Source organism: Peptococcaceae bacterium (assembly GCA_024655825.1).
GTDB lineage: Bacteria > Bacillota > Peptococcia > DRI-13 > PHAD01 > JANLFJ01.
The window spans coordinates 1-18,712 of record JANLFJ010000008.1; the positions used below are offsets into that span (position 1 = coordinate 1).

At 53.0% G+C, this 18,712-nt stretch carries 17 protein-coding genes; 14 read left to right on the forward strand and 3 right to left on the reverse strand.

Features of this window, described 5'->3' with window-relative positions:
* Window positions 1–150: 150 nt before the first annotated feature.
* The 10 genes from NUV48_04495 (at window position 151) to trxB (ending at window position 11,176) form a co-directional block, all read left to right on the forward strand.
* The gene (locus tag NUV48_04495) at window positions 151–528 is read left to right on the forward strand and encodes a hypothetical protein (protein ID MCR4441398.1); all 378 of its coding nucleotides are present in this window, start codon (window positions 151–153) and stop codon (window positions 526–528) included.
* A gap of 198 nt (window positions 529–726) precedes the next feature.
* Complete coding sequence (locus tag NUV48_04500) at window positions 727–3,447, forward strand: UPF0182 family protein (GenBank protein ID MCR4441399.1); 2,721 nt, start codon at window positions 727–729, stop codon at window positions 3,445–3,447.
* Window positions 3,448–3,643: 196 nt separating this feature from the next.
* On the forward strand, window positions 3,644–5,734 hold the full coding sequence (locus tag NUV48_04505; GenBank protein MCR4441400.1) for a glutamine synthetase III: 2,091 nt from the start codon (window positions 3,644–3,646) through the stop codon (window positions 5,732–5,734).
* A gap of 89 nt (window positions 5,735–5,823) precedes the next feature.
* A complete protein-coding gene (locus tag NUV48_04510) occupies window positions 5,824–6,711 on the forward strand; it encodes a hypothetical protein (protein MCR4441401.1) in 888 nt (295 codons plus the stop codon).
* 48 nt (window positions 6,712–6,759) lie between these two features.
* A complete protein-coding gene (locus NUV48_04515) occupies window positions 6,760–7,035 on the forward strand; it encodes a hypothetical protein (GenBank protein MCR4441402.1) in 276 nt (91 codons plus the stop codon).
* 116 nt (window positions 7,036–7,151) lie between these two features.
* Window positions 7,152–7,667: a signal peptidase I gene (gene lepB, locus NUV48_04520; protein ID MCR4441403.1), complete on the forward strand. Its 516-nt coding sequence runs from the start codon at window positions 7,152–7,154 to the stop codon at window positions 7,665–7,667.
* Window positions 7,668–7,731: 64 nt separating this feature from the next.
* Complete coding sequence (locus tag NUV48_04525; GenBank protein MCR4441404.1) at window positions 7,732–8,571, forward strand: pyrroline-5-carboxylate reductase; 840 nt, start codon at window positions 7,732–7,734, stop codon at window positions 8,569–8,571.
* A gap of 16 nt (window positions 8,572–8,587) precedes the next feature.
* Window positions 8,588–8,863, forward strand: a complete 276-nt coding sequence (locus NUV48_04530) for a hypothetical protein (protein MCR4441405.1) — start codon at window positions 8,588–8,590, stop codon at window positions 8,861–8,863.
* 49 nt (window positions 8,864–8,912) lie between these two features.
* The gene (locus NUV48_04535) at window positions 8,913–10,115 is read left to right on the forward strand and encodes an MFS transporter (protein ID MCR4441406.1); all 1,203 of its coding nucleotides are present in this window, start codon (window positions 8,913–8,915) and stop codon (window positions 10,113–10,115) included.
* A gap of 128 nt (window positions 10,116–10,243) precedes the next feature.
* A complete protein-coding gene (trxB, locus tag NUV48_04540; protein ID MCR4441407.1) occupies window positions 10,244–11,176 on the forward strand; it encodes a thioredoxin-disulfide reductase in 933 nt (310 codons plus the stop codon).
* Between the two features lie 10 nt (window positions 11,177–11,186).
* Here the strand turns inward: trxB and NUV48_04545 are convergent, their stop codons facing one another.
* From NUV48_04545 to NUV48_04555, 3 genes are all read right to left on the reverse strand, one after another.
* On the reverse strand, window positions 11,187–12,380 hold the full coding sequence (locus tag NUV48_04545; GenBank protein MCR4441408.1) for an ATP-binding protein: 1,194 nt from the start codon (window positions 12,378–12,380) through the stop codon (window positions 11,187–11,189).
* On the reverse strand, window positions 12,370–13,080 hold the full coding sequence (locus NUV48_04550; protein MCR4441409.1) for a response regulator transcription factor: 711 nt from the start codon (window positions 13,078–13,080) through the stop codon (window positions 12,370–12,372). Before NUV48_04550 ends, NUV48_04545 begins: the two co-directional genes overlap by 11 nt.
* Before the next feature lie 110 nt (window positions 13,081–13,190).
* Window positions 13,191–13,652: a DUF4342 domain-containing protein gene (locus tag NUV48_04555; GenBank protein ID MCR4441410.1), complete on the reverse strand. Its 462-nt coding sequence runs from the start codon at window positions 13,650–13,652 to the stop codon at window positions 13,191–13,193.
* 198 nt (window positions 13,653–13,850) lie between these two features.
* On the opposite strand from NUV48_04555, the gene NUV48_04560 reads away from it, so the two are divergent.
* The 4 genes from NUV48_04560 (at window position 13,851) to NUV48_04575 (ending at window position 18,708) form a co-directional block, all read left to right on the forward strand.
* Window positions 13,851–15,149, forward strand: coding sequence for an exonuclease SbcCD subunit D (locus NUV48_04560; GenBank protein MCR4441411.1), 1,299 nt, complete (start codon window positions 13,851–13,853; stop codon window positions 15,147–15,149).
* Window positions 15,149–18,187 carry an SMC family ATPase gene (locus NUV48_04565; GenBank protein ID MCR4441412.1) on the forward strand — a complete coding sequence of 1,013 codons (3,039 nt, stop codon included), beginning with the start codon at window positions 15,149–15,151 and terminating at the stop codon, window positions 18,185–18,187. The genes NUV48_04560 and NUV48_04565 overlap by 1 nt, the downstream gene beginning before the upstream one ends.
* A 9-nt stretch (window positions 18,188–18,196) precedes the next feature.
* The gene (locus tag NUV48_04570) at window positions 18,197–18,310 is read left to right on the forward strand and encodes a DUF188 domain-containing protein (protein MCR4441413.1); all 114 of its coding nucleotides are present in this window, start codon (window positions 18,197–18,199) and stop codon (window positions 18,308–18,310) included.
* Window positions 18,311–18,426: 116 nt separating this feature from the next.
* On the forward strand, window positions 18,427–18,708 hold the full coding sequence (locus NUV48_04575; GenBank protein ID MCR4441414.1) for a hypothetical protein: 282 nt from the start codon (window positions 18,427–18,429) through the stop codon (window positions 18,706–18,708).
* The last annotated feature ends 4 nt before the right edge of the window (window positions 18,709–18,712 follow it).

An 18,712-nucleotide genomic window follows, 5' to 3' on the forward strand; every position in this document is an offset into this window, starting at 1 on the left:
GCGTTCCTTTCAACGCTTGTGCTGTTTGGCCCCCTGAACATAGCAATTAGCTCTTGACAAAACAGATCGGCTTTGTGTAGCCATTTCAAAACAGTTGTTGTACAATTTAAAAGACAAAATCAAATACATAATGGGGAGTTGATTCTGTTCATGGAACCACTGCTGGCAAAGATGAAGGAATATCTGCAGATGGACACCGAGATAACGTTTGCCGAGTTTAAAGACTACTACCATGAAGTTATGGATTACCTGCAAAAAAACTATAACGTCATGGGAAAAGAGGAACTGTTTGCAGCAAAATTTATTGTTGACATCGTAAGCAGGAACGGCAAGGCTAGGGCGGCCAGGAAGGGTCCCGAAAGCAAAAAATATAAAAAGATGGCGGAAAAGTGTTCTTTCTGGAACGATGCCATCAACTTCCGGCTGCAAAAAGAGGGATTGACACAGCAGGAGATAGACAGTGGTGTGGCCAAAGTAGAGGAGGAAGCAGCGGGTGCGGGTGCTTCCGACGATAGTGGGGGCAATTAAAACATCGACTAGAATCCCGGGAAAAATTACCGGGGTTTATTGTTTGTTTCTGAGCATAAAGTGGACAAATCGATTGGCTAAAGGGGAAATTCATATGATATACTGTAGACATATACCGCGGTTACTGGTTTTGACGCCTGTTCTCCGCCGGCAACTGCCTGGCAACGGGCGGCAAGGAAATAATTAAGGGGTGGTTTGGTGTTTGAAGATATTTATGAACAGCAAGGTAAGGTGAGGAAGTTTCCCGGGTTCCATTTTTTTAACCGGAAAGTGATTGGTCTGCTTGCGCTCATCTTTCTCTTCATTGTCATCAGGGTCTTTATTTATTTCAGGCTGGACTGGAACTGGTTCAAGGTCCTGGGATACGACCACGTTTTCTGGCGGTCGCTTTTAGCCAAGCTCTTGATTGGCGGCAGCATATTCCTGGCGGCTTTTGCCTTGAACACCTTAAACCTCTGGCTGGTTCACCGGGTGGCTAAGAGGCCGTTTAAACCGTTAATTATGCTGGCTGTAGCCTTGTTTACCGCCGGCATCGTGGCGGGAAACGCGGGGGCGCAGTGGCTTACCGTTCTCAGCGCCTTCAATGCCGTACCATTTGGCGTGACCGACCCGCAGTTCCACCTGGACATTGGCTTTTACGCTTTCAAGCTGCCTTTTTTGTGGCTGGTCTACCGGCTGGTGAACGCCTGGTTGATTGTGAACCTGATCGCGACCGTTATCTTTTACTTGCTCTACTTTCCGCGGGGAATGGAGATCGCGTCCCACGGCTTTTCGACCCGCATCTTCACAGGGTTGGAAAAAAGAGGGCTTACGCATGCCGGGTTCCTGCTGGGCTTGACCATGGCCTGGCAGGCTGTCCAGTACAAGCTTTCCACTTACGAGCTTCTCTATTCTCAGACAGGTTCCGTGATCGGCGCGGGCGCGGCGGATGTCGGGGCCAGGCTGCCGGCATACAACGTGATGATAGGGCTTTCCATCCTTCTCGGGTTCATGATCATCGTTACTTTCAAAAGACGGCTTAAGCTGGCCCTGGTTTCCATTGCCGCCTTCTTCGGAGCGGCTGTCCTGCTGACCGGCTTTATACCCGGCCTTTACCAGAAACTGGTCGTCGACCCGGACGAGCTGGGACGGGAGAAACCATACCTTGAGCGAAACATCAAATATACCCGGATGGCTTACGGGCTGGATAAACTGAACGAGGTGGAATATAACGTCGGTGAACTATCGCCTGGGCAATTGTCGGAAAACCGCGATATAATAGACAATATCAGAATATTGGACCACCGGGCCACCAGGAGCACTTACGGCCAGCAGCAGGAAATCCGGCTTTATTATGATTTTGTTGATGTTGACGTGGACCGTTATATGGTTGACGGCAACCTGACCCAGGTTTTTCTTTCCGGCCGGGAACTGAACCAGAAATCGCTGCCCGAACAGGCCCGAACCTTCAACAACCTGGTCTTTAAATACACTCACGGTTTCGGACTGGTAATGAGTCCCACCAATTCCGTTACCGAAACGGGAATGCCGGCTTACCTGATCCAGGACATCCCTCCCCAGTCTTCGCATTTCAAGGTGAGCGAGCCGCGTATTTACTTCGGGGAGATTACCGATAACAACGTCATTGTCAATACGGGGCTGAAGGAGTTTGACTACCCTGTCGGCAACGACAACGCCGAGTACCTCTACGAAGGCAACAAAGGGATACCCATGACTTTCCTTAATAAAGTGCTGCTGGCTGTGCGGGATATGCAGGTAAAGTACCTTCTTTCCGATTATATTACTTCCCGGAGCCAGTACCTGGAAACCCGCAACATCAAGGACAGGGTCAAAAGGATCGCGCCGTTCCTTATTTACGACCGGGACCCCTACCTGGTGCTGGGCGACGATGGCAAGCTGTACTATATGCTGGACGCTTACACCGCCACGAACAAGTATCCTTATTCGCAAGCGGTTGACGAGTCGGGGAGCTTCAACTACCTTCGCAACAGCGTGAAAATTACGGTAGACGCTTATTCCGGCGAGGTGAATTACTATCTCTTCGACAAGCAGGACCCTATCATCATGGTCTACCGCAATATCTTTCCAGGCCTGTTCAAAGAGGCTGAAGACATGCCGGCCGACCTCCGGCAGCACGTGCGGTATCCTGAAGACCTGTTCACCGTGCAGTCCCATATGCTCCGCGACTACCACATGGGCAATACCACTGTTTTCTACAACCGCGAGGACAGGTGGGAGTTTTCACAGGAGATTTACACGGGCAAGCAGCAGCCGCAGGAACCATATTACTGCATCATCCGCCTGCCCGGTGAAAAAAACAGGGAATTTATCCTCATGAGGTCTTTTACACCCACCGGCAAACAGAATCAGGTCGCCTGGCTGGCAGCTCGTTCAGACGGAGAAAATTACGGGAAGCTGCTTTTGTACAAATTCCCCAAAGGGGTGCAGGTTCCCGGAACTATCCAGGTGGAGTCCATGATTGATCAGGATCCCGGAATTTCCAGCCAGCTTACCCTGTGGGGACAGGGAGGGAGCAGGGTTATCAGGGGCAATCTCCTGGTTTATCCGATCGGCGGTTCGCTGCTTTACGTGGAACCACTCTACATCGAGTCGGAACAGAACAAGTTTCCCCAGCTGCGGAAGGTGTTCGTTTTCTATAAAGACAGGGTGATAATGGAAGATAGCCTGGAAAAGGCCCTGGCCAGCCTTTTCGGCAGAACGGAACCAGCTCCGGGGAAGGAGCAGCGGCCGGGCCAGCCTTCTTTGCCGCTGCCGGCGGACGATACCACTGAGAACCTGATTAAGCGGCTGGTATCCCTGCATAAAGACAGCAGGGAGAGGTTGAAAGCAGGAGACTGGGAAGGGTTTGGACGGCTGCAAAAGGAAATTGACAGCATTATCGAAGCCCTGGAGAAATAAACCCGGCGCGCGCTGATCACTCACAAATACTGTATACGTAAAAAAAACCCCTTGTATGGACCAGGGGTATGTGGTAATCTATTGCTATAAAATTTAACACTTTTTGAGGGCAAAGGCGTTCTCAAAAGATTGTTATCGCAGTCTTTGAGGACGCCTTTACTTTTTTAAGGAAATCCTAAGAAGGGGAGTGTCAATAATGCAGATTTATGGAATCAATGTTTTTAACGATGCCGCAATGAAGGAGCGCCTGCCCAAGTCCGTCTATAAAACACTGAAAAAGACAATAGACGAAGGACTGCCGCTGGATCCTTCCATTGCGGATGTGGTGGCCAACGCCATGAAGGAATGGGCTGAAGAAAAAGGGGCCACCCATTTCACCCACTGGTTTCAGCCGATGACAGGTTCCACGGCGGAAAAACATGAATCGTTTATTTCGCCGCAGCCGGACGGCCGGGCCCTGACCGAGTTTTCCGGGAAAGAACTGATCAAAGGAGAGCCTGATGCCTCCTCTTTTCCCAGCGGCGGGCTGCGCGCCACGTTTGAAGCCAGGGGCTACACGGCGTGGGACTGTACGTCTCCGGCTTTTATCAGGGAAAACGCAGGCCTGATTACCCTTTGTATTCCTACAGCCTTCTGTTCATACACGGGCGAGGTTCTGGACAAGAAGACCCCTCTTCTCAGGTCCATGGAAGCGCTTTCCAGAGAGGCTGTGCGGGTTTTAAGGCTCTTTGGAAATACCAGTTCAACCAGGGTGGTCAGCACTGTCGGACCGGAACAGGAGTATTTTCTCATCGACAAGAAGTTTTATGAAAAAAGGATGGACCTGATGCTGACCGGAAGGACGCTTTTCGGTGCCAGGCCTCCCAAGGGACAGGAGATGGAAGACCACTACTTCGGGAGCATAAGGGAGCGCATAGCCGGCTTCATGAAAGAACTTAACACGGAGCTGTGGAAGCTCGGCATTTCCGCCCGGACCCAGCACAATGAAGTATCGCCGGCCCAGTACGAAATCGCGCCGATCTTCACTTCCAGCAACGTGGGGACCGACCACAACCAGCTCCTTATGGACTTGATGAAAAGGATTGCCGGAAGACATGGCCTGACCTGCCTGCTCCATGAGAAACCTTTTGCCGGTGTTAACGGCTCGGGCAAACACCTGAACTGGTCCATGGGGACAAATGACGGGATCAACCTCCTGGAGCCGGGTACGACCCCGCACGAAAACGCCCAGTTTCTCACTTTCTTGTGTGCGGTGGTCAAGGCAGTTGACGATTACGCCAGGCTGCTCAGGGTTTCCTGCGCCAATGCCGGCAACGACCACCGTCTTGGAGCCAATGAAGCCCCGCCGGCCATTATTTCCATCTTCCTTGGGGAGCAGTTGACCGATATTTTTGAGCAGCTGGCCAACGGCGGTGCCAGGGCTTCCCGCCGGGGAGAACAGATGACCATAGGGGTCACCACGCTGCCGCCGATCCCCAAGGATACGACGGACCGAAACCGCACATCTCCCTTTGCCTTTACGGGCAACAAGTTTGAGTTCAGGACAGTCGGTTCTTCCTTCTCCATTGCCGGTCCCTGCATAGTGTTAAACACCATTGTGGCCGAGGTTCTTTCTCAGATTGCGGACCGCCTGGAGAAAGCGAAGGACTTCAAAAGCGAGCTTCAGGCTCTTTTACGGGAAATCGCCAGCAAGCACATGAGGATTGTCTATAACGGAGACAACTATGTCGAAGAATGGGTGGCGGAGGCTGCCAGGCGCGGGCTGCCCAATATCAGGACGGCTGTGGAGTCTTTCCCCGACCTGATCAGCCGGGAAGCGGAAGAGCTGTTTGAAAAACACGGGGTTTTCAGCAAAACCGAACTGCATTCCCGCTATGAAATCATGGTTGAGCAGTACTGCAAGACGATAAACATCGAAGCGTTGACCATGATCGACATGGCTAAAAGGCAACTGCTGCCGGCGGCCGTAAAATATGCCGCCGCCTTGGCCGGTTCCATAAACGCGGTGAAAAGCGCCGCTGCGGGCGCCGATGTCTCTGCGCAGGAAAAGACTCTCCAGGAACTTTCCGCAGTAATGGTGTCTTTCAAGGAAAAAACGGCAGACCTGGAAAAAAGGGCAGCCCAAGCCGCCCAGATACCGGAAATATATGAAAGGGCCGTTTTCTGCCGGGAAAAAGTGGTTGCGGCCATGAACGCGCTGCGGTCTGACGGCGACATGCTGGAAACAATGATCGATGCTGAAATATGGCCCCTGCCCACCTATGCCGAAATGCTCTTTATGTTATAGAATTGCGAATTATGAGGGTGATATTTTCTTAAAGAAGTGTTATCATAATTTGAAGTAAATATTTTTGGATAGAGACGGAAAGGGAAACTATGCGCTGCGAAAAGTCGAATCTGCATTCAATTCTCTGCCTGGTTTTCCTTTTCGTTTTTCTGGCCTGGAGCATTTCAGGGTTCTTTTATCTTAAGGTTCTTTTGGGGTTTTTATTTATCATCTTGGTGGTCCAGGCGGCACCGGGGACCAAGGCTGCCTGCAGGGTGATTGCCCTGTGCTTGTTTGGGCTGGGTATGTGCAGCCTTGCCTTGACGCGCGCAGCAGCGGGACAGTGGCTAACGGCCCTCACCAATAATGGGGGACTGGTTGCCTTTTTTATTTCCATACCCCTCTTTTCCTCTATGCTTTCATACCAGGATTACCAGGGAGCGATTAAAGATTTTTTTGACAGGTACATTCGCAGCGGCGCGGGTTTGAATGTCATGACCGTGTGGGTGAGTTTTATCCTCAGCTCCATCATCAACGTGGCCTCTATCCCGGTGCTTTATGAACTGCTGGGTCAAAACGCCCGGAACGGTAAGACGAGGAATAATTTTTACCGGGCCCTGGCCTGGGGCAATGTGGCGGGAGTATTTTGGGCTCCGAATTATGTGGCGGTGGCCACCGTCCTTCTTTACACCAGGCTTGAGTGGATAAGCATAATGCCTCCGGGAATAGCGCTTTCGCTGCTTATGATGTGCCTGCTGACGGCCCGCTTTTATCTGGCGGGCAGGAAAACGGCGCCGGAAGCCGGCTCCGTACAGGCCGTCACCAAAGAATTTTCCTGGCGCCCGCTTATCCATTTGCTCTTAACATACCTGGGCATGATTGGCCTGGTTGCCGTTATGAATATCTTTACGCCGTTTCCAATACTGACGGTCATTTCGCTTTCGGCGGTGGTGTTCCCGCTCACCGTGGCCGCAGTGGAGAATAAAATAAATGTCTAGCTTCCTTACCCTGGCCTCACCGCTTTCACTTTAACATGGTTAATGGCCTTGCTGGCTTTTGTTGGAGTTCATCCCGTTGTCAGCATTTCCGCTTTTGCGGCAGCCCTGGATGCCGCAGCGCTTGGTTTTTCAAAACTGGGTTATGCCTACTTGCTGATGCTCGGCTACGGGGTCGCGGTGACAGTATCTCCTTTTTCGGGGCTTTCGCTGGTAATGGCCGGGACAACCGGGGAGAACCCGCTTTATGTTGTACCCGGCCTGAACTGGTCGCTCTGCCTGCTCTTTTCCCTTATTTACGCCCTCCTGCTTCCCTTCGTTCATTAGGGAAGCATACAAATAATGTAAAAATAAGGCCTTAACGTTTGGACGAATTTCATGTATACTAAATAAGTGGCTGCTTTCCGGCAAAAGGTTAAGAAAAAGTGGTGATGAGAAGCCTAATGAACAAAAAGGAAATAAAAGAGTGGATATACACCATAGTAACCGCCGTTATCCTTGTAGTCATCATCAGGACTTTTATCCTGGATACCAGGGTTGTACCCACGACTTCCATGGTTCCGACCATCATGCCCGGCGACAGGCTGTTTGTCGAAAAAATAACCTACCGTCTCAAAGGCCTGGAAAGGGGAGAGGTGATAGTTTTCAAGCCGCCGGCATCCTCAGGCTTGAAAGAGGACCTGATCAAGAGACTCATTGCCCTTCCGGGAGACACGGTGGAAATCAAAGACGGCAAGCTTTATGTAAACGGCGAGGCAAAAGAGGAGCCGTACCTGAACGAGCCAATCCAGTACACCTTTAACAAGATGGTCGTGCCACCAGGAAAAATATTCGTGCTGGGAGATAACCGCAACCGTTCTTACGATTCGCACGAATGGAAGGAGCTCGCCGATCTGGACAGCGTTAAGGGTAAGGCCTTTATCACCTACTGGCCTTTAAACCGCATCAAAATATGGTAGGATGATGGCGCAAGTGAACTGCCTGCGCCATTTTTCACAGCAAATTATGCCAGGGGGGATCGTGATGGCGGCAAGAATTGGCGTTATTGGAACCGGCAGCCTGGGAAGCACGCTGGTTCGCGGTTTCGTGAACGGCAAAGCAGCAAAAGCCGGGGAAATCAATATCTTAAACCGCACGCAGGCGAAAGCCCAAAAACTCGCGGAGGAACTGCCCGGGGTTAATCTCTTCCGGGATTACCGGGAACTGGTGAAAGAATCGGAAATCATTTTCTTATGCGTGAAACCCGGAGATTTGAAGGCTGTCCTGGAAAAAACGGGGTACAGCTTCGACGAGGGGAAAATCGTGGTTTCCACCCTGCTGGCCCCGCCCTTGAGCGACCTGGAACGGATAATCGACGGCAAACTGGCGAGGATCTACCCGAGCGTCACCCAGAGCACGGGCAGGGGTGTGACACTTCTCACCTGGGGGCAAAAGGTCCAGGCAGGCGACAAGTCCAAGCTGATTCCTTACCTGGCTGTGCTGGGGAAATACTACGAACTCCCGGAAAAATATTACAGGGCAGCCGGCGACGTTACCAGCTGCGGCCCGGCTTTTATGGCCTGCATGGTGGGAGCGCTGGCCGCGGAAGCAGTCAGGCGCGGGATACCTCGCCAGGCAGCCGATGAGATTGCCCTGGAGACCATGCTGGGGACGGCGCTCCTGATGAAAGAAAAGGGGCTGGATTTCGAGGGACTGGCGCGCCAGGTCGCCACTCCCGGAGGATGTACCGCTGAAGGGCTCAAGGTGCTGCAAAAGGGGCTGCCCCCTCTTGTGGAAGAGGTTTATGAAGCCACCTGCAGGCGCGAGAACGAGATTATCCTGGGCCTGCGCAAGGTGTTTTCCGACAGGCTTGACAGTAAATGACACGAGGTGATAAAGCATGAACTGGCACAGGACCCTTTGTTTTTTGCTTGCCGTACTGCTGGCCCTGGGCATTCTTACGGCCGGCTGCGCGAAAAAGGACGCTGACCCCGGCAGGCAACAGGATTATATAGAAAACAACAGCGAGCTGGTGAAACTGCTGATGATTGGTTACAGCCACCTCATGGAAGGGGAGCTTTTGGCCGGCGGGGAAAAGGTTGACGGTTACCAGGTTGAAGAGGCAGTCCGCCAGCACATGTTTGGTTATGGCCTGAACAAACCGTCGAACCGGTAAGCCGGCAGGCGGCGTTCAACAGTACTGGATTGGAAAAGAGGCGACAACAGTGAGCTGGCAAAAAAACCTCTGGGCGCTTTCCCTGAGCATGTTTATCGGCAATATTGGCTTTAACATGGTTATACCTTTTTTTCCGGTCTTCCTGGAAGAAGTGGGCATGAAAGAAAACATACCCATCTGGACCGGGATCCTGGTTTCTGTTACTTTTTTGGTTGCCGGGCTGGTGGCGCCGGTCTGGGGGTCGCTGGCTGACCGCTACGGTAAAAGGATAATGCTGGCGCGTTCCGGGTACGGGCTTGCGCTTTTAAGCGTCTTGATTGTTTTCTCCACAAGCGAGTGGCATCTTTTGGGTTTCCGGGTACTGTTCGGGCTGCTGGGCGGGTTGATCCCCACCGCCGTCATGCTCACCGTTTCCAATACGCCGCAGGAGAACATGGGTTTTGCCCTGGGAGTCATTAACACCTTTATCGCCGTGGGCAGCATTATGGGGCCTTTTGTCGGCGGGGCCATGGTCGAGTTTGCCGGCATCAGAAACAATTTCCTGGCCTCCGCCGCGGTGATTTTTATTGCTACCACCATCGCCCTTGTTTTCACCAGCGAAAAAATAAACAGGCAGGCTGAAAAAACGACCATCCTGCAGGATGTGCGGCTTGTACTGCAGAACCGGTCTCTGCTGCGGGTTTTCTTCAGCATGGTGGTCCTGCAGGCTTCCAACTTTTTATTTGTGGCCGTGCTCCCGCTGCGGGTGGGGGAACTCACGGCTTCCGGCGCACAGTTGACGACAGGCATGCTGTTTTCCCTGACCGGTCTTACCCTGGCCCTTGGCTCTTTTCTTTTTGGGCGGGTGAAAGCCGATTATTTGAGGATGCTGTTAGCCGGCCTGTTTATAAGCGGCGGTTTGTGCGTTTTGCAAGGGCTGGCGCTTTCCGTTTTGACGTTTGGCGTACTGCGGTTCCTCTTCGGGTTTGCCAACGCGGCCGTGAGTGTCGGCGGCAACGTTCTCATTACGGAGCACTCGGTGCCGGAAACCAGGGGACGGGTCTTCGGGGTTTTAAACGCCTTCACTTCTTTTGGAGCGGTGGTCGGCCCGCTGGCCGGGGGATTCATGAGCGAGCAGTTGGGCACGGCAAGTTCTTTTCACGGCTGTGCAGCCCTGTTTATTTTCGCGGGTTTGGTCGCCTGGAAACTCAGGTCTTCCTCCCGGCTTCTGCCTCCCGGAATACTCAGGCAAAAACAGGCTGGGGGCGCATAAATGCGGAGGTCTTAAAAAAAACGGCCGGCTTGCTTGAGCCCGGCGCAGCGTTGGGTTAGAATTAAAAAAACAAGACCGTGCGCTTGTAAAGAGTGCGCGCGTTTGAGGGAAGGTGAATTAACAAAAAAATGGTTGGCATTTATGATCTGGTGATTGTAGGGGGAGGGCCGGCCGGCTTGACCTCCGGACTTTACGCCTCAAGAGGCGGGTTAAAGGCCCTGCTCCTGGAAAGGATGGGAACAGGCGGGCAGGCGGCGATGACTCATCTGATCGAAAACTACCCCGGCTTTCCAAAAGGGATCGGGGGAGCCGAACTGGCCGATCTCATGACCGAACAGGCGAAGAAGTTCGGCCTGGAACTGGAATACGCCGAGGTTACCGGGATCGATAAAACGGTTGATTATTTCCTGGTAAAAACTGCGGGAAACGCCGCTTATCCGGCCAAGGCCGTGATCATAGCCGCAGGCGCCAGGCCCAAAAAGCTGGGCGTGCCCGGCGAGGACAAACTGGCAGGCGCAGGGGTCTCATACTGCGCGACCTGTGACGGGGCCTTTTTCAAAGACCGGGATGTTGTTGTGGTTGGGGGCGGGAACACGGCCCTGGAGGACGCCCTTTACCTGACCAGATTTGCCGGCAGGGTGACCGTCGTCCACCGCCGTGACAGCCTTAGGGCGGCGAAGATACTGCAGGAGAGGGCTTTCCAGAACCCCAGGATCGAATTCGAGTGGGATTCGGTTGTCAGGCGGATAACAGGTGAAAGACTGGTCGAAGGGGTGGTCCTGAGCAACGTTAAAACGGGGGAGGAAAAAACAATTCCAGCCAGCGGAGTTTTCGTGGCCGTGGGCCATCTTCCCAATTCCGATTTTGTCCGGGGGCTGGCTGCGCTTGACGAGGGGGGTTATGTGCTTGTCAACCAGCGGATGGAAACGAACTGTCCCGGTGTGTTTGCAGCAGGCGACATCTGCCAGAAAGGGTTCAGGCAGGTGATTACCGCCGCTGCCGACGGAGCCGCCGCTGCCCACTTCGCCCAGGAATGGCTTACCTTGCGCCAGCAGAAGTGAAAATAAAGGATCAGGAGAGGGGCAGCTGGATCCTGAAAATTGTGCCTTCGTTTATTTCACTCCACACGTTTATTCTGCCGTTATGGCTATCTATTATCAATTTGGCGATGGTAAGTCCCAGGCCGGTTCCGCCGCTTTCTTTTGTTCTGGACCTTTCGGCCCTGTAAAAGCGGTTAAAAATATGAGGCAGGTCTTCTTTGGAGATACCGATTCCGGTATCTTCAACACTTATGACGGCATTCTGCCTGCTGAGATAACAATTTAGCTTTATAACGCCGCCGGGCGGGGTATACCTGGTGCTGTTGTCCACAAAGATCCTGATGGCTTCCTTGAGAAGCTTTCTGTCGGCCATGATTACAAATTCTTCGTTTCTTTCATTGATGATTTGATGGGTCGTATCTATTAATCTTGTTTCCTGCAAGATTTCATTTATGACCTCGCACAGTTGAAATTCTTCCTTGTTAACCTTTAAAGCGCGGTTGTCTCCCCGGGCCAGAAAAAGAAGCTCTTCAATCAGGTGGTTCATACTTTCGGCTTCACTTAAAATAGCGGAAATTGACTCATCCAGGACTTTTTTATCGTCCCTTCCCCAGCGGGACAGCAAGTTTGCATAACCACGGATGACGGATATTGGCGTCCGCAGTTCATGGGAGGCGTCGGAGACAAACCGGGTTTGCTGCTCGACGGATTTTTGGATCCGGTCCAGCATAGCGTTAAAGGTCTGGGCCAGTTCTTTCAATTCGTTTTTTGACCCGCTGACATCAAGCCTCCGGTCAAGTTGATTAAAAGAAATTTCCTGCACGGTCCTGGTCATGGCCTTTATGGGGGAAAGTAGTCTTCTGCTGGCCCTGGAACCGATGAAAGTGATGAAAAAAATGCCGATAGCATTAAACACCAGCAGAATCCCGCCTAACAGGAACACGTAATCCCCAGGGGGGTAATATTTGACGTAATAATCGAAGCTTAAAATTATGCCTATGCTCATCAGCAAAAAAATAAAGAAAAAAAGAAACACGTAAGTAATTGTAATTCTAAAACTGAGGGAAAAACGCAGCTTATTCCCCAGGCCTTTTTTAATCAGGGCCAGGAAATAAAAAAGTGTCTTGAAGATGAAAAAAATGAGTTTGAAGACAAGAAGAACTACCAGCGAAAAGGCCTTAAATACTTTTTTGATGGTTGAAAAGGCGCCGTTTTTATTCTTCATTTTTCAGCTGATACCCCACTCCGCGCACGGTGTGAATGAACCTGGTATTATACCGGTCGTCAATCTTGCTTCGGAGATAGCGGATGTAAACATCGACTATGTTTGTTTCCCCCGCATAGTCGTAGCCCCATACCTCCTCCAGGATCGTGTCCCTTGTTAAGACAATCTCCTTGTTTTGCATCAGGTATTTCAGGAGATCGAATTCTGTTTTTGTCAGGCCCAACTGCTCGCCGTCATAAGTTGCCGTACGTTTGCGAACATCAAGGCAGAGACGACCTGTGCGGATGATCTCCTGTTTGGCCGGGCTGGTCGTATTACGTTTAAAAGCTGTCCTGATGCGGGCGAGAAGCTCCTCGATGGCGAAAGGTTTTACCATGTAATCATCAGCTCCCGAGTCCAAACCCATGACCCTGTCCATTATATCTCCCTTGGCGGTAAGCATGATCACGGGGACTTCGCTGGACTGCCGGAGTCTCCTCAGCACTTCCATGCCATTAAGGGAAGGCAGCATGACATCAAGGATGATCAGGTCGTAATCACCGGACAACGCTTTTTCCAGACCGCTCCTTCCGTCCTGCTCCAGTTGGACGGCATATCCTTCATGCTCAAGTTCCAGCTGCACAAACCGTGCAATCTTGGCCTCGTCTTCGATTACGAGTATTTTTTTTCTGGTCACGGCACAAGCCCTCCGGGAAAACATTGATATAATCTAATTTACTATATTCCCCGGTCTTTGCCAATAAACGGGCCAAGGCCGGATAAAAAAAGAAAACCTGCTTAAAACCAGCAGGTCCTAAGTGCGGCTTGCATTCAGTCGATCTTGATTTCCCGGGAAACCCTGTCGGCAAATTCACTTGCCTTGCTGGTGATGTTTTCGATGCTGCTGTTTATGCTGCATTCTTCGCCGCTGCTTTTGTAAAACCTGATTCTGCAGTCGGTAAGAAGAGCCAAGACCAGCAAGGCGGCGGCGAGAGGCATGGCCAGGACGGCAACCAGCAAGGCAAGCGGCAAATTGATATTGAGGATGGTTGCCTCGTTTTTAGTGATGACCAACCTTATTCTACTTGCCCTTGTGTATATGTTCTTTATCTTTTTGAAAACAGAAGAAGCGCTGCCCTCAAATTCTTCCGGCCTTATCTTGTTCTCCTCTTCCAGGAAGGCGAGAGCCTCCACAACATTACCGCCGTTTTTCTCCAGCGCTTCCTTGGCCTCCTTGTAACTCACATTGGCCCTTTTTCTCAACAGGTCAATCTTTTCCAGCGTGATTTCCATTGTTATTCCTCCATTTGCAATTTTTTTGACGTTACGATCCGTATAGTAACCCCTGGGGGTTAGAGGAGCATTAAGAAAAGATTAGAATTTGATTAGAATTTCCCTGCCTGGCGATTAGAAGAGAAAACTATCCTTCAGGCTAAATCTGGTATAATAAGGGCAGGTTAAATCGGGTAAACAAAGAAACGAGGTGTCATTTTGAGCCGCGTCTCATTTCTTCACTGTGCCGACGTCCACCTGGGAAACCTGCAGTATAACGAACCCCGGCGCCTGCAGGATTTCGCCGGCGCTTTCCGGCAGGTGGTCGATTACGCCCTGGACAGCAAGGTCGATTTCGTCCTGGTGAGCGGGGATTTTTTTCATAAGCGCTCGATTAACGCGGAGACCCTGGAACAGTCCGTTAACCTGCTTTCACCCCTGAAGGAAGCCGGCATCCCGGTGTTCGCCATTGAAGGCAACCATGACAAAGCCTATTACGTGGACAAAAACTCCTGGCTGGGTTTCTTGAACAACCAGGGTTATCTTAACCTGCTGACCCCCTCTTTTCAGGGGGGTGAACTTGTTTTATCTCCGTGGAACGAGGAGACAAAAAGCGGGTCTGTTTATGACCTTCCAGGCGCCAGGGTCTGTGGGGTGGGCTACCTGGGCGTTACCACGGCCAGCCGGCTGGAAGAAATACTGGGGCAGTTCCCCGGTAAAGGGGACCGTTTCACGGTCTTCATGCTGCATGCCGCCGTCAACAGGCTGCTTGTCCATGAGCTTGGCGGCATAAAAAGGGAACTGCTGGAACCTTTTCGCCCCAAGGTCGACTACCTGGCCCTGGGTCACATCCACAGCCGCTACGAGTTGGACGGGTGGATCTACAATCCCGGGTCCCTGGAATGCGTTCACCTTGACGAATTCGGTCCCGGCAAAGAAAAGGGCTTTTACCATGTGAGCGCCGGTGACAAAGGGGTGGAGGCGGTTTATGTTCCCAGCCGCTGCCGGCCCGTTTGCCGTTATTCCGTCGACATTTCCGCCTCCCGTGAAGCGCGGGATGTTTGTGAACTGCTTTGGCGGGAGATCTCTCCCCAGGCCCCCGCGGAAGGAGCGCAGGTCCAGGTGACGCTTTACGGCCAGGTGCCTTACAGCCCGCTGGGCCTTGATCTTGAGTTCCTGGCGGCAAGGCTGAAAGAAACGTACTCCTGCCTTCATGTGGAAATACTGAACAGGATTAACCTGCCCGTTGAGGAGAAACTGGCGGAGGGGAGTACGGTGAAGCGGGAGGATGTCGAGAGGCTTGTTTTCCGCCAGGTTCTTGCCCAGGAAAGGAACTGGGAGGAGGGAGACCTGGCGGGCGCCGTGGAAGCCGTCCGACGGGTCAAGGAAATGGCCCTGGCCGGAGAGGACAGCGAGGAAATAATCAAATTTCTCCTGGAGTCCAGCAGCGCGCTGCTGGGAGATGACGCAACCGGACAGGAGCGAGGGGAAAACGGCGGCGAGGCGGGTGAGAATTAATGAGGCTGGTGAGCCTGACGCTGGAGAATATTAAAAGCTACGTGAATGAATCCATCGCTTTTTATGACGGTGTCAACTTCATTTCCGGGATAAACGGGGCCGGGAAAACGACGGTCATCGAAGCGATTGGCTGCGCGCTGTTTGACAGCAGCCCGCTTTCTTCCCAGCAGAAATTTATCCGGGAGGGGGCAAAAAGCGGCGTAATAACTGTGGTCTTCGAGGCTGCGGATGAAAGGTTGTACCGGGTGGTGCGGCGCCTGAGAAGGCCTTCCGGCGGTTCCTGGAGCGTGATCGACGAGGAGTCGGGCCGCGAGCTTCCCGAACTGCACGGCAGCCAGGACGTCAAAGCCTGGCTGGCCGCCAGCCTGGGCATCGCCGGGGGTCTTGAGCCTTCCCTGCTGTTTGAAGATGTGGTTGCTGTTTCCCAGGGCAGTTTTACAGCCCCTTTTTTGGAAAGGCCGGAGCGGCGGAAAAAAATATTCAATACCGTCCTGCAGCTGGAGAGTTACCGGGAGGCTTTTGAAAAAACGAGCGGACTTGTCACCGCTCTCAAGGACAGGATTTTTGCCGGGGAAGCGGAGATAAAAAGCCTGCTGGTCAGGGTGGAAGACTTGGCCGCCTGCCGGGAACAGTTAAAAGCCAGCCGGGAAAAAGCGGATCTGCTGGATAAAAGCCTGCAGGAGCTGGCGGAGAACCTGGCCCGCCTGGAAGAGGAAACAGCGGTCCAGGAACGCTTGAGGACGGAACTGGAAAAGCGCGAGAGCGAGCTGCAGGCTGTTAAAATCCGGCTTGACAACCTTTGCGCGCAAAAAGAGCGGCTGGAAAGCCAGCTGGCAGAAGCCGCCCGCAGCCGGGAAAAAGCGGCCGCGGCCGAACCTGGCTACCGTGAATACCTCCGCCTGCAGGAGCGCGAAAAAGACCTGGAAGAAAAACGAAAGTCCAGGGAATCGCTGAAAAATGAAATCCAGGAACTGCAAAAACAAGCGGCGGTCCTTAAAGCGGGGATAGAGAGCGAAAAGGAAAGCCGCAGGCGCCAGGTCATCCAGGGGGAAGCTGAGCTCAAGGAGATAATGGCGGAGGGGGAAAAAGAAAAAACCGCTAAACAAGCGATTGAGACCAGGCAGAGCGAGGTTGCCGGATGGCACAAGAAATTTGAGGAACTGAAGGCCTCGTGGCAGTTCGCCGGCCAGGCCGCTGAACGCTTTGAACAGGTAAAGGCCGCCCTGCCCCTGCACCGGGAGAATTACGAGCAGCTTAAGCAGGAGAAGGAAAAGCTGGCGGCGGCATTGGGACGAATGGAAGAGACCGAACGGCTCGCGCGAAGCGTTCCCGGGCTGGAGGAAGGGCTGGCCGGCGTGCGAGAAAGGCTGAATGAAACGAAGGCCAGGGCTGCGGCCCTGGAAGAGAACCGCAGCGCCAGCAGCGGCGGGCTGTGCCCGTTTTTGAAAAAACCCTGCCTCAACGTTGAAGGAAGCCTTGAAGATTACTTCAGCCGGGAGATCGAAAAGATCACCGCGGAAATACCGGGACTGCTGCAGGAAGAGGCGGAGCTTGAGAACCGGCTTGCCGCCGCCAGGAAAGCGGCGGGGGATCTTTTTGTCCTGCGGCACCAGGAGGAGCGGCTGCAGGAACTGGAGAGGATGGAAGCGCAAAACAGGAGCAGTCTGGAAAAAGAAAAAGAAACGCTGTCCGCCGAAATCGGGCCGGCGCGGTCCCGCGCTTTCCGGGAAGCCGTCGGGAACGCGGTGAAAATCCTGAAGGCAGCGGGAATAAGTACGGGCGAAGAGGAAACAGCCGGCCGCGAATACCTGGCACAGCTTGTGGAGCGGTATGAACGCCTCTTTGTGGAGTTCTGCCGCGGGTTCGACCCCCTTGAGGGGAGGCGCTTTTTAGAACCGCTGGCGCAGGCGGCAGCGCAGATCAAAGCGCTGGCCGACAAATTGTGGGAACGGGCGGAATCAGGTTTCAGGGAGACCTTGCAGGAGACCGGCAGCGTCCTGGCGGCCTGCGAAGCCAGGCTGGCCGCTCTCCGGGACAGGTTCAGAAAAGTGAACGAGGGAATCAAGAGAATAAACGAGGACAGGACCGTCCAGGAAAAGGAAGAGGAACTTGCGGCTAAGGAGCGCGCTGGGGCGGACCTGCAGGCCAGGCTTCAACAGTATGACGGCCTGGACGGGGAGTGGGAGAAGAACAAGGAACGCAAGAGAGAACTTGAACCGTTTTTCATCCAGTACATGCAAAACATTGAAGGGGCCGCCAGGCTGGAAAATCTGAAAAACGAAAAGAACAAGCTGGAAGAAGAGACGGCCAGGCGCCAGGAGGAAGAAAAGAGGCTGGAAAACAGCATACAGGACCTCCGCGCAAGGTACAAAGCCGACCTTCTGTCATCTTTGAAACTTGAGCGTGACCGGCTTGTGACCGAGAAGGCAAAGAAAGTGACCGAACTGGAGCATGCCCTGCTGGAAGCGGAAAAAAACGAGCGGCAAGTGCGGGAAAAAGAGGGCTACCAGCAGCACATCCTTGAACTGGAAAGAAAAATGGCCGCCGAGAGGAAGGCCCAGGCTCTTTTGAACCTGGTGAGGCTCGTTCTCAACCAGAGCGGGGAAAAAATGGCCAGGGTCTACCGCGAACACCTGGGGAGGGAAGCGAACCTGATTTACCAGCAGATAGCGGGGGAGAACGTTCACCTGGTGTGGGAAGAAGATTACGAGGTCAAGCTGAAAGACGCGCCGGGCGGTAAAGAGCGGGAACGTGTCTTTGCCCAACTGTCCGGCGGGGAAAAGATGACGGCTGCGCTGGCCGTGCGCCTTGCCCTTCTGAAACAGGTGGCGGGTTTGGGCGTCGGGTTTTTCGACGAGCCAACCGCAAACCTGGACGAAAAAAGGAGGAACAACCTGGCGCGGGTTATTCCCGGGCTGGCCGGGGATTTTCGCCAGCTGTTCCTGATCAGCCACGACGATACATTTGACGCGGTCACGGAAAACATAATTTTCCTGGAAAAGGAAGGCGGCGGCGGGACAAAAGTCGTCAGCGGCTGACGCCGATATTTGAAGGCCAAAACAAGGCGGGCGGGAGGACGGACCAAAGGGCCTCCCGCCCGCAGCGGGGAAGACGACGAGCGCTTCAGGCGCACCCTGGAAAAACTGTTAGCTCCCTTTTAGACCGGAAACGGCGGCAAAAGGGAGTTCTTTTTTTTGAGTATTCCGGGTGCCCAGGCACAGGACGGAAAAAGGCCGCATAGTATTATGAGGAATAATAAAAAGGATGTGAGGCGGGCATGGGCCTGGAGCAGTTTATGAAAGCGCTGTCAATGCTTCCCCAGATCGTGGAATCAATAAAGAAAATGGACGAGAAAGAAAAAATGAGCTTCGTGGAAAAACTGGGACTTGACGGCGAGGAAAAGGAAACAGCCTATAATATCCTTACCTGTTTTCAAGAAGGGAAACCTTTAAGCCCTGACCAGCAGGGCGTAGCCCAGAAACTTTTGGAGAAGGCTATGGAGTTTAACAAGATCGATCTTGCTGCCCTGTTCGGCAATCTGGGAATGGGGATTAAGTGAGAAC

Coding starts and splice junctions, on each gene's coding strand:
- NUV48_04505 (MCR4441400.1), top strand. CDS start 3,644: ATGCAGATTTATGGAATCAATGTTTTTAACGATGCCGCAATGAAGGAG.
- NUV48_04550 (MCR4441409.1), bottom strand. CDS start 13,080: ATGTTTTCCCGGAGGGCTTGTGCCGTGACCAGAAAAAAAATACTCGTA.
- NUV48_04555 (MCR4441410.1), bottom strand. CDS start 13,652: ATGGAAATCACGCTGGAAAAGATTGACCTGTTGAGAAAAAGGGCCAAT.
- NUV48_04530 (MCR4441405.1), top strand. CDS start 8,588: ATGAACTGGCACAGGACCCTTTGTTTTTTGCTTGCCGTACTGCTGGCC.
- NUV48_04545 (MCR4441408.1), bottom strand. CDS start 12,380: ATGAAGAATAAAAACGGCGCCTTTTCAACCATCAAAAAAGTATTTAAG.
- trxB (MCR4441407.1), top strand. CDS start 10,244: ATGGTTGGCATTTATGATCTGGTGATTGTAGGGGGAGGGCCGGCCGGC.
- NUV48_04495 (MCR4441398.1), top strand. CDS start 151: ATGGAACCACTGCTGGCAAAGATGAAGGAATATCTGCAGATGGACACC.
- NUV48_04565 (MCR4441412.1), top strand. CDS start 15,149: ATGAGGCTGGTGAGCCTGACGCTGGAGAATATTAAAAGCTACGTGAAT.
- NUV48_04525 (MCR4441404.1), top strand. CDS start 7,732: ATGGCGGCAAGAATTGGCGTTATTGGAACCGGCAGCCTGGGAAGCACG.
- NUV48_04575 (MCR4441414.1), top strand. CDS start 18,427: ATGGGCCTGGAGCAGTTTATGAAAGCGCTGTCAATGCTTCCCCAGATC.
- lepB (MCR4441403.1), top strand. CDS start 7,152: ATGAACAAAAAGGAAATAAAAGAGTGGATATACACCATAGTAACCGCC.
- NUV48_04510 (MCR4441401.1), top strand. CDS start 5,824: ATGCGCTGCGAAAAGTCGAATCTGCATTCAATTCTCTGCCTGGTTTTC.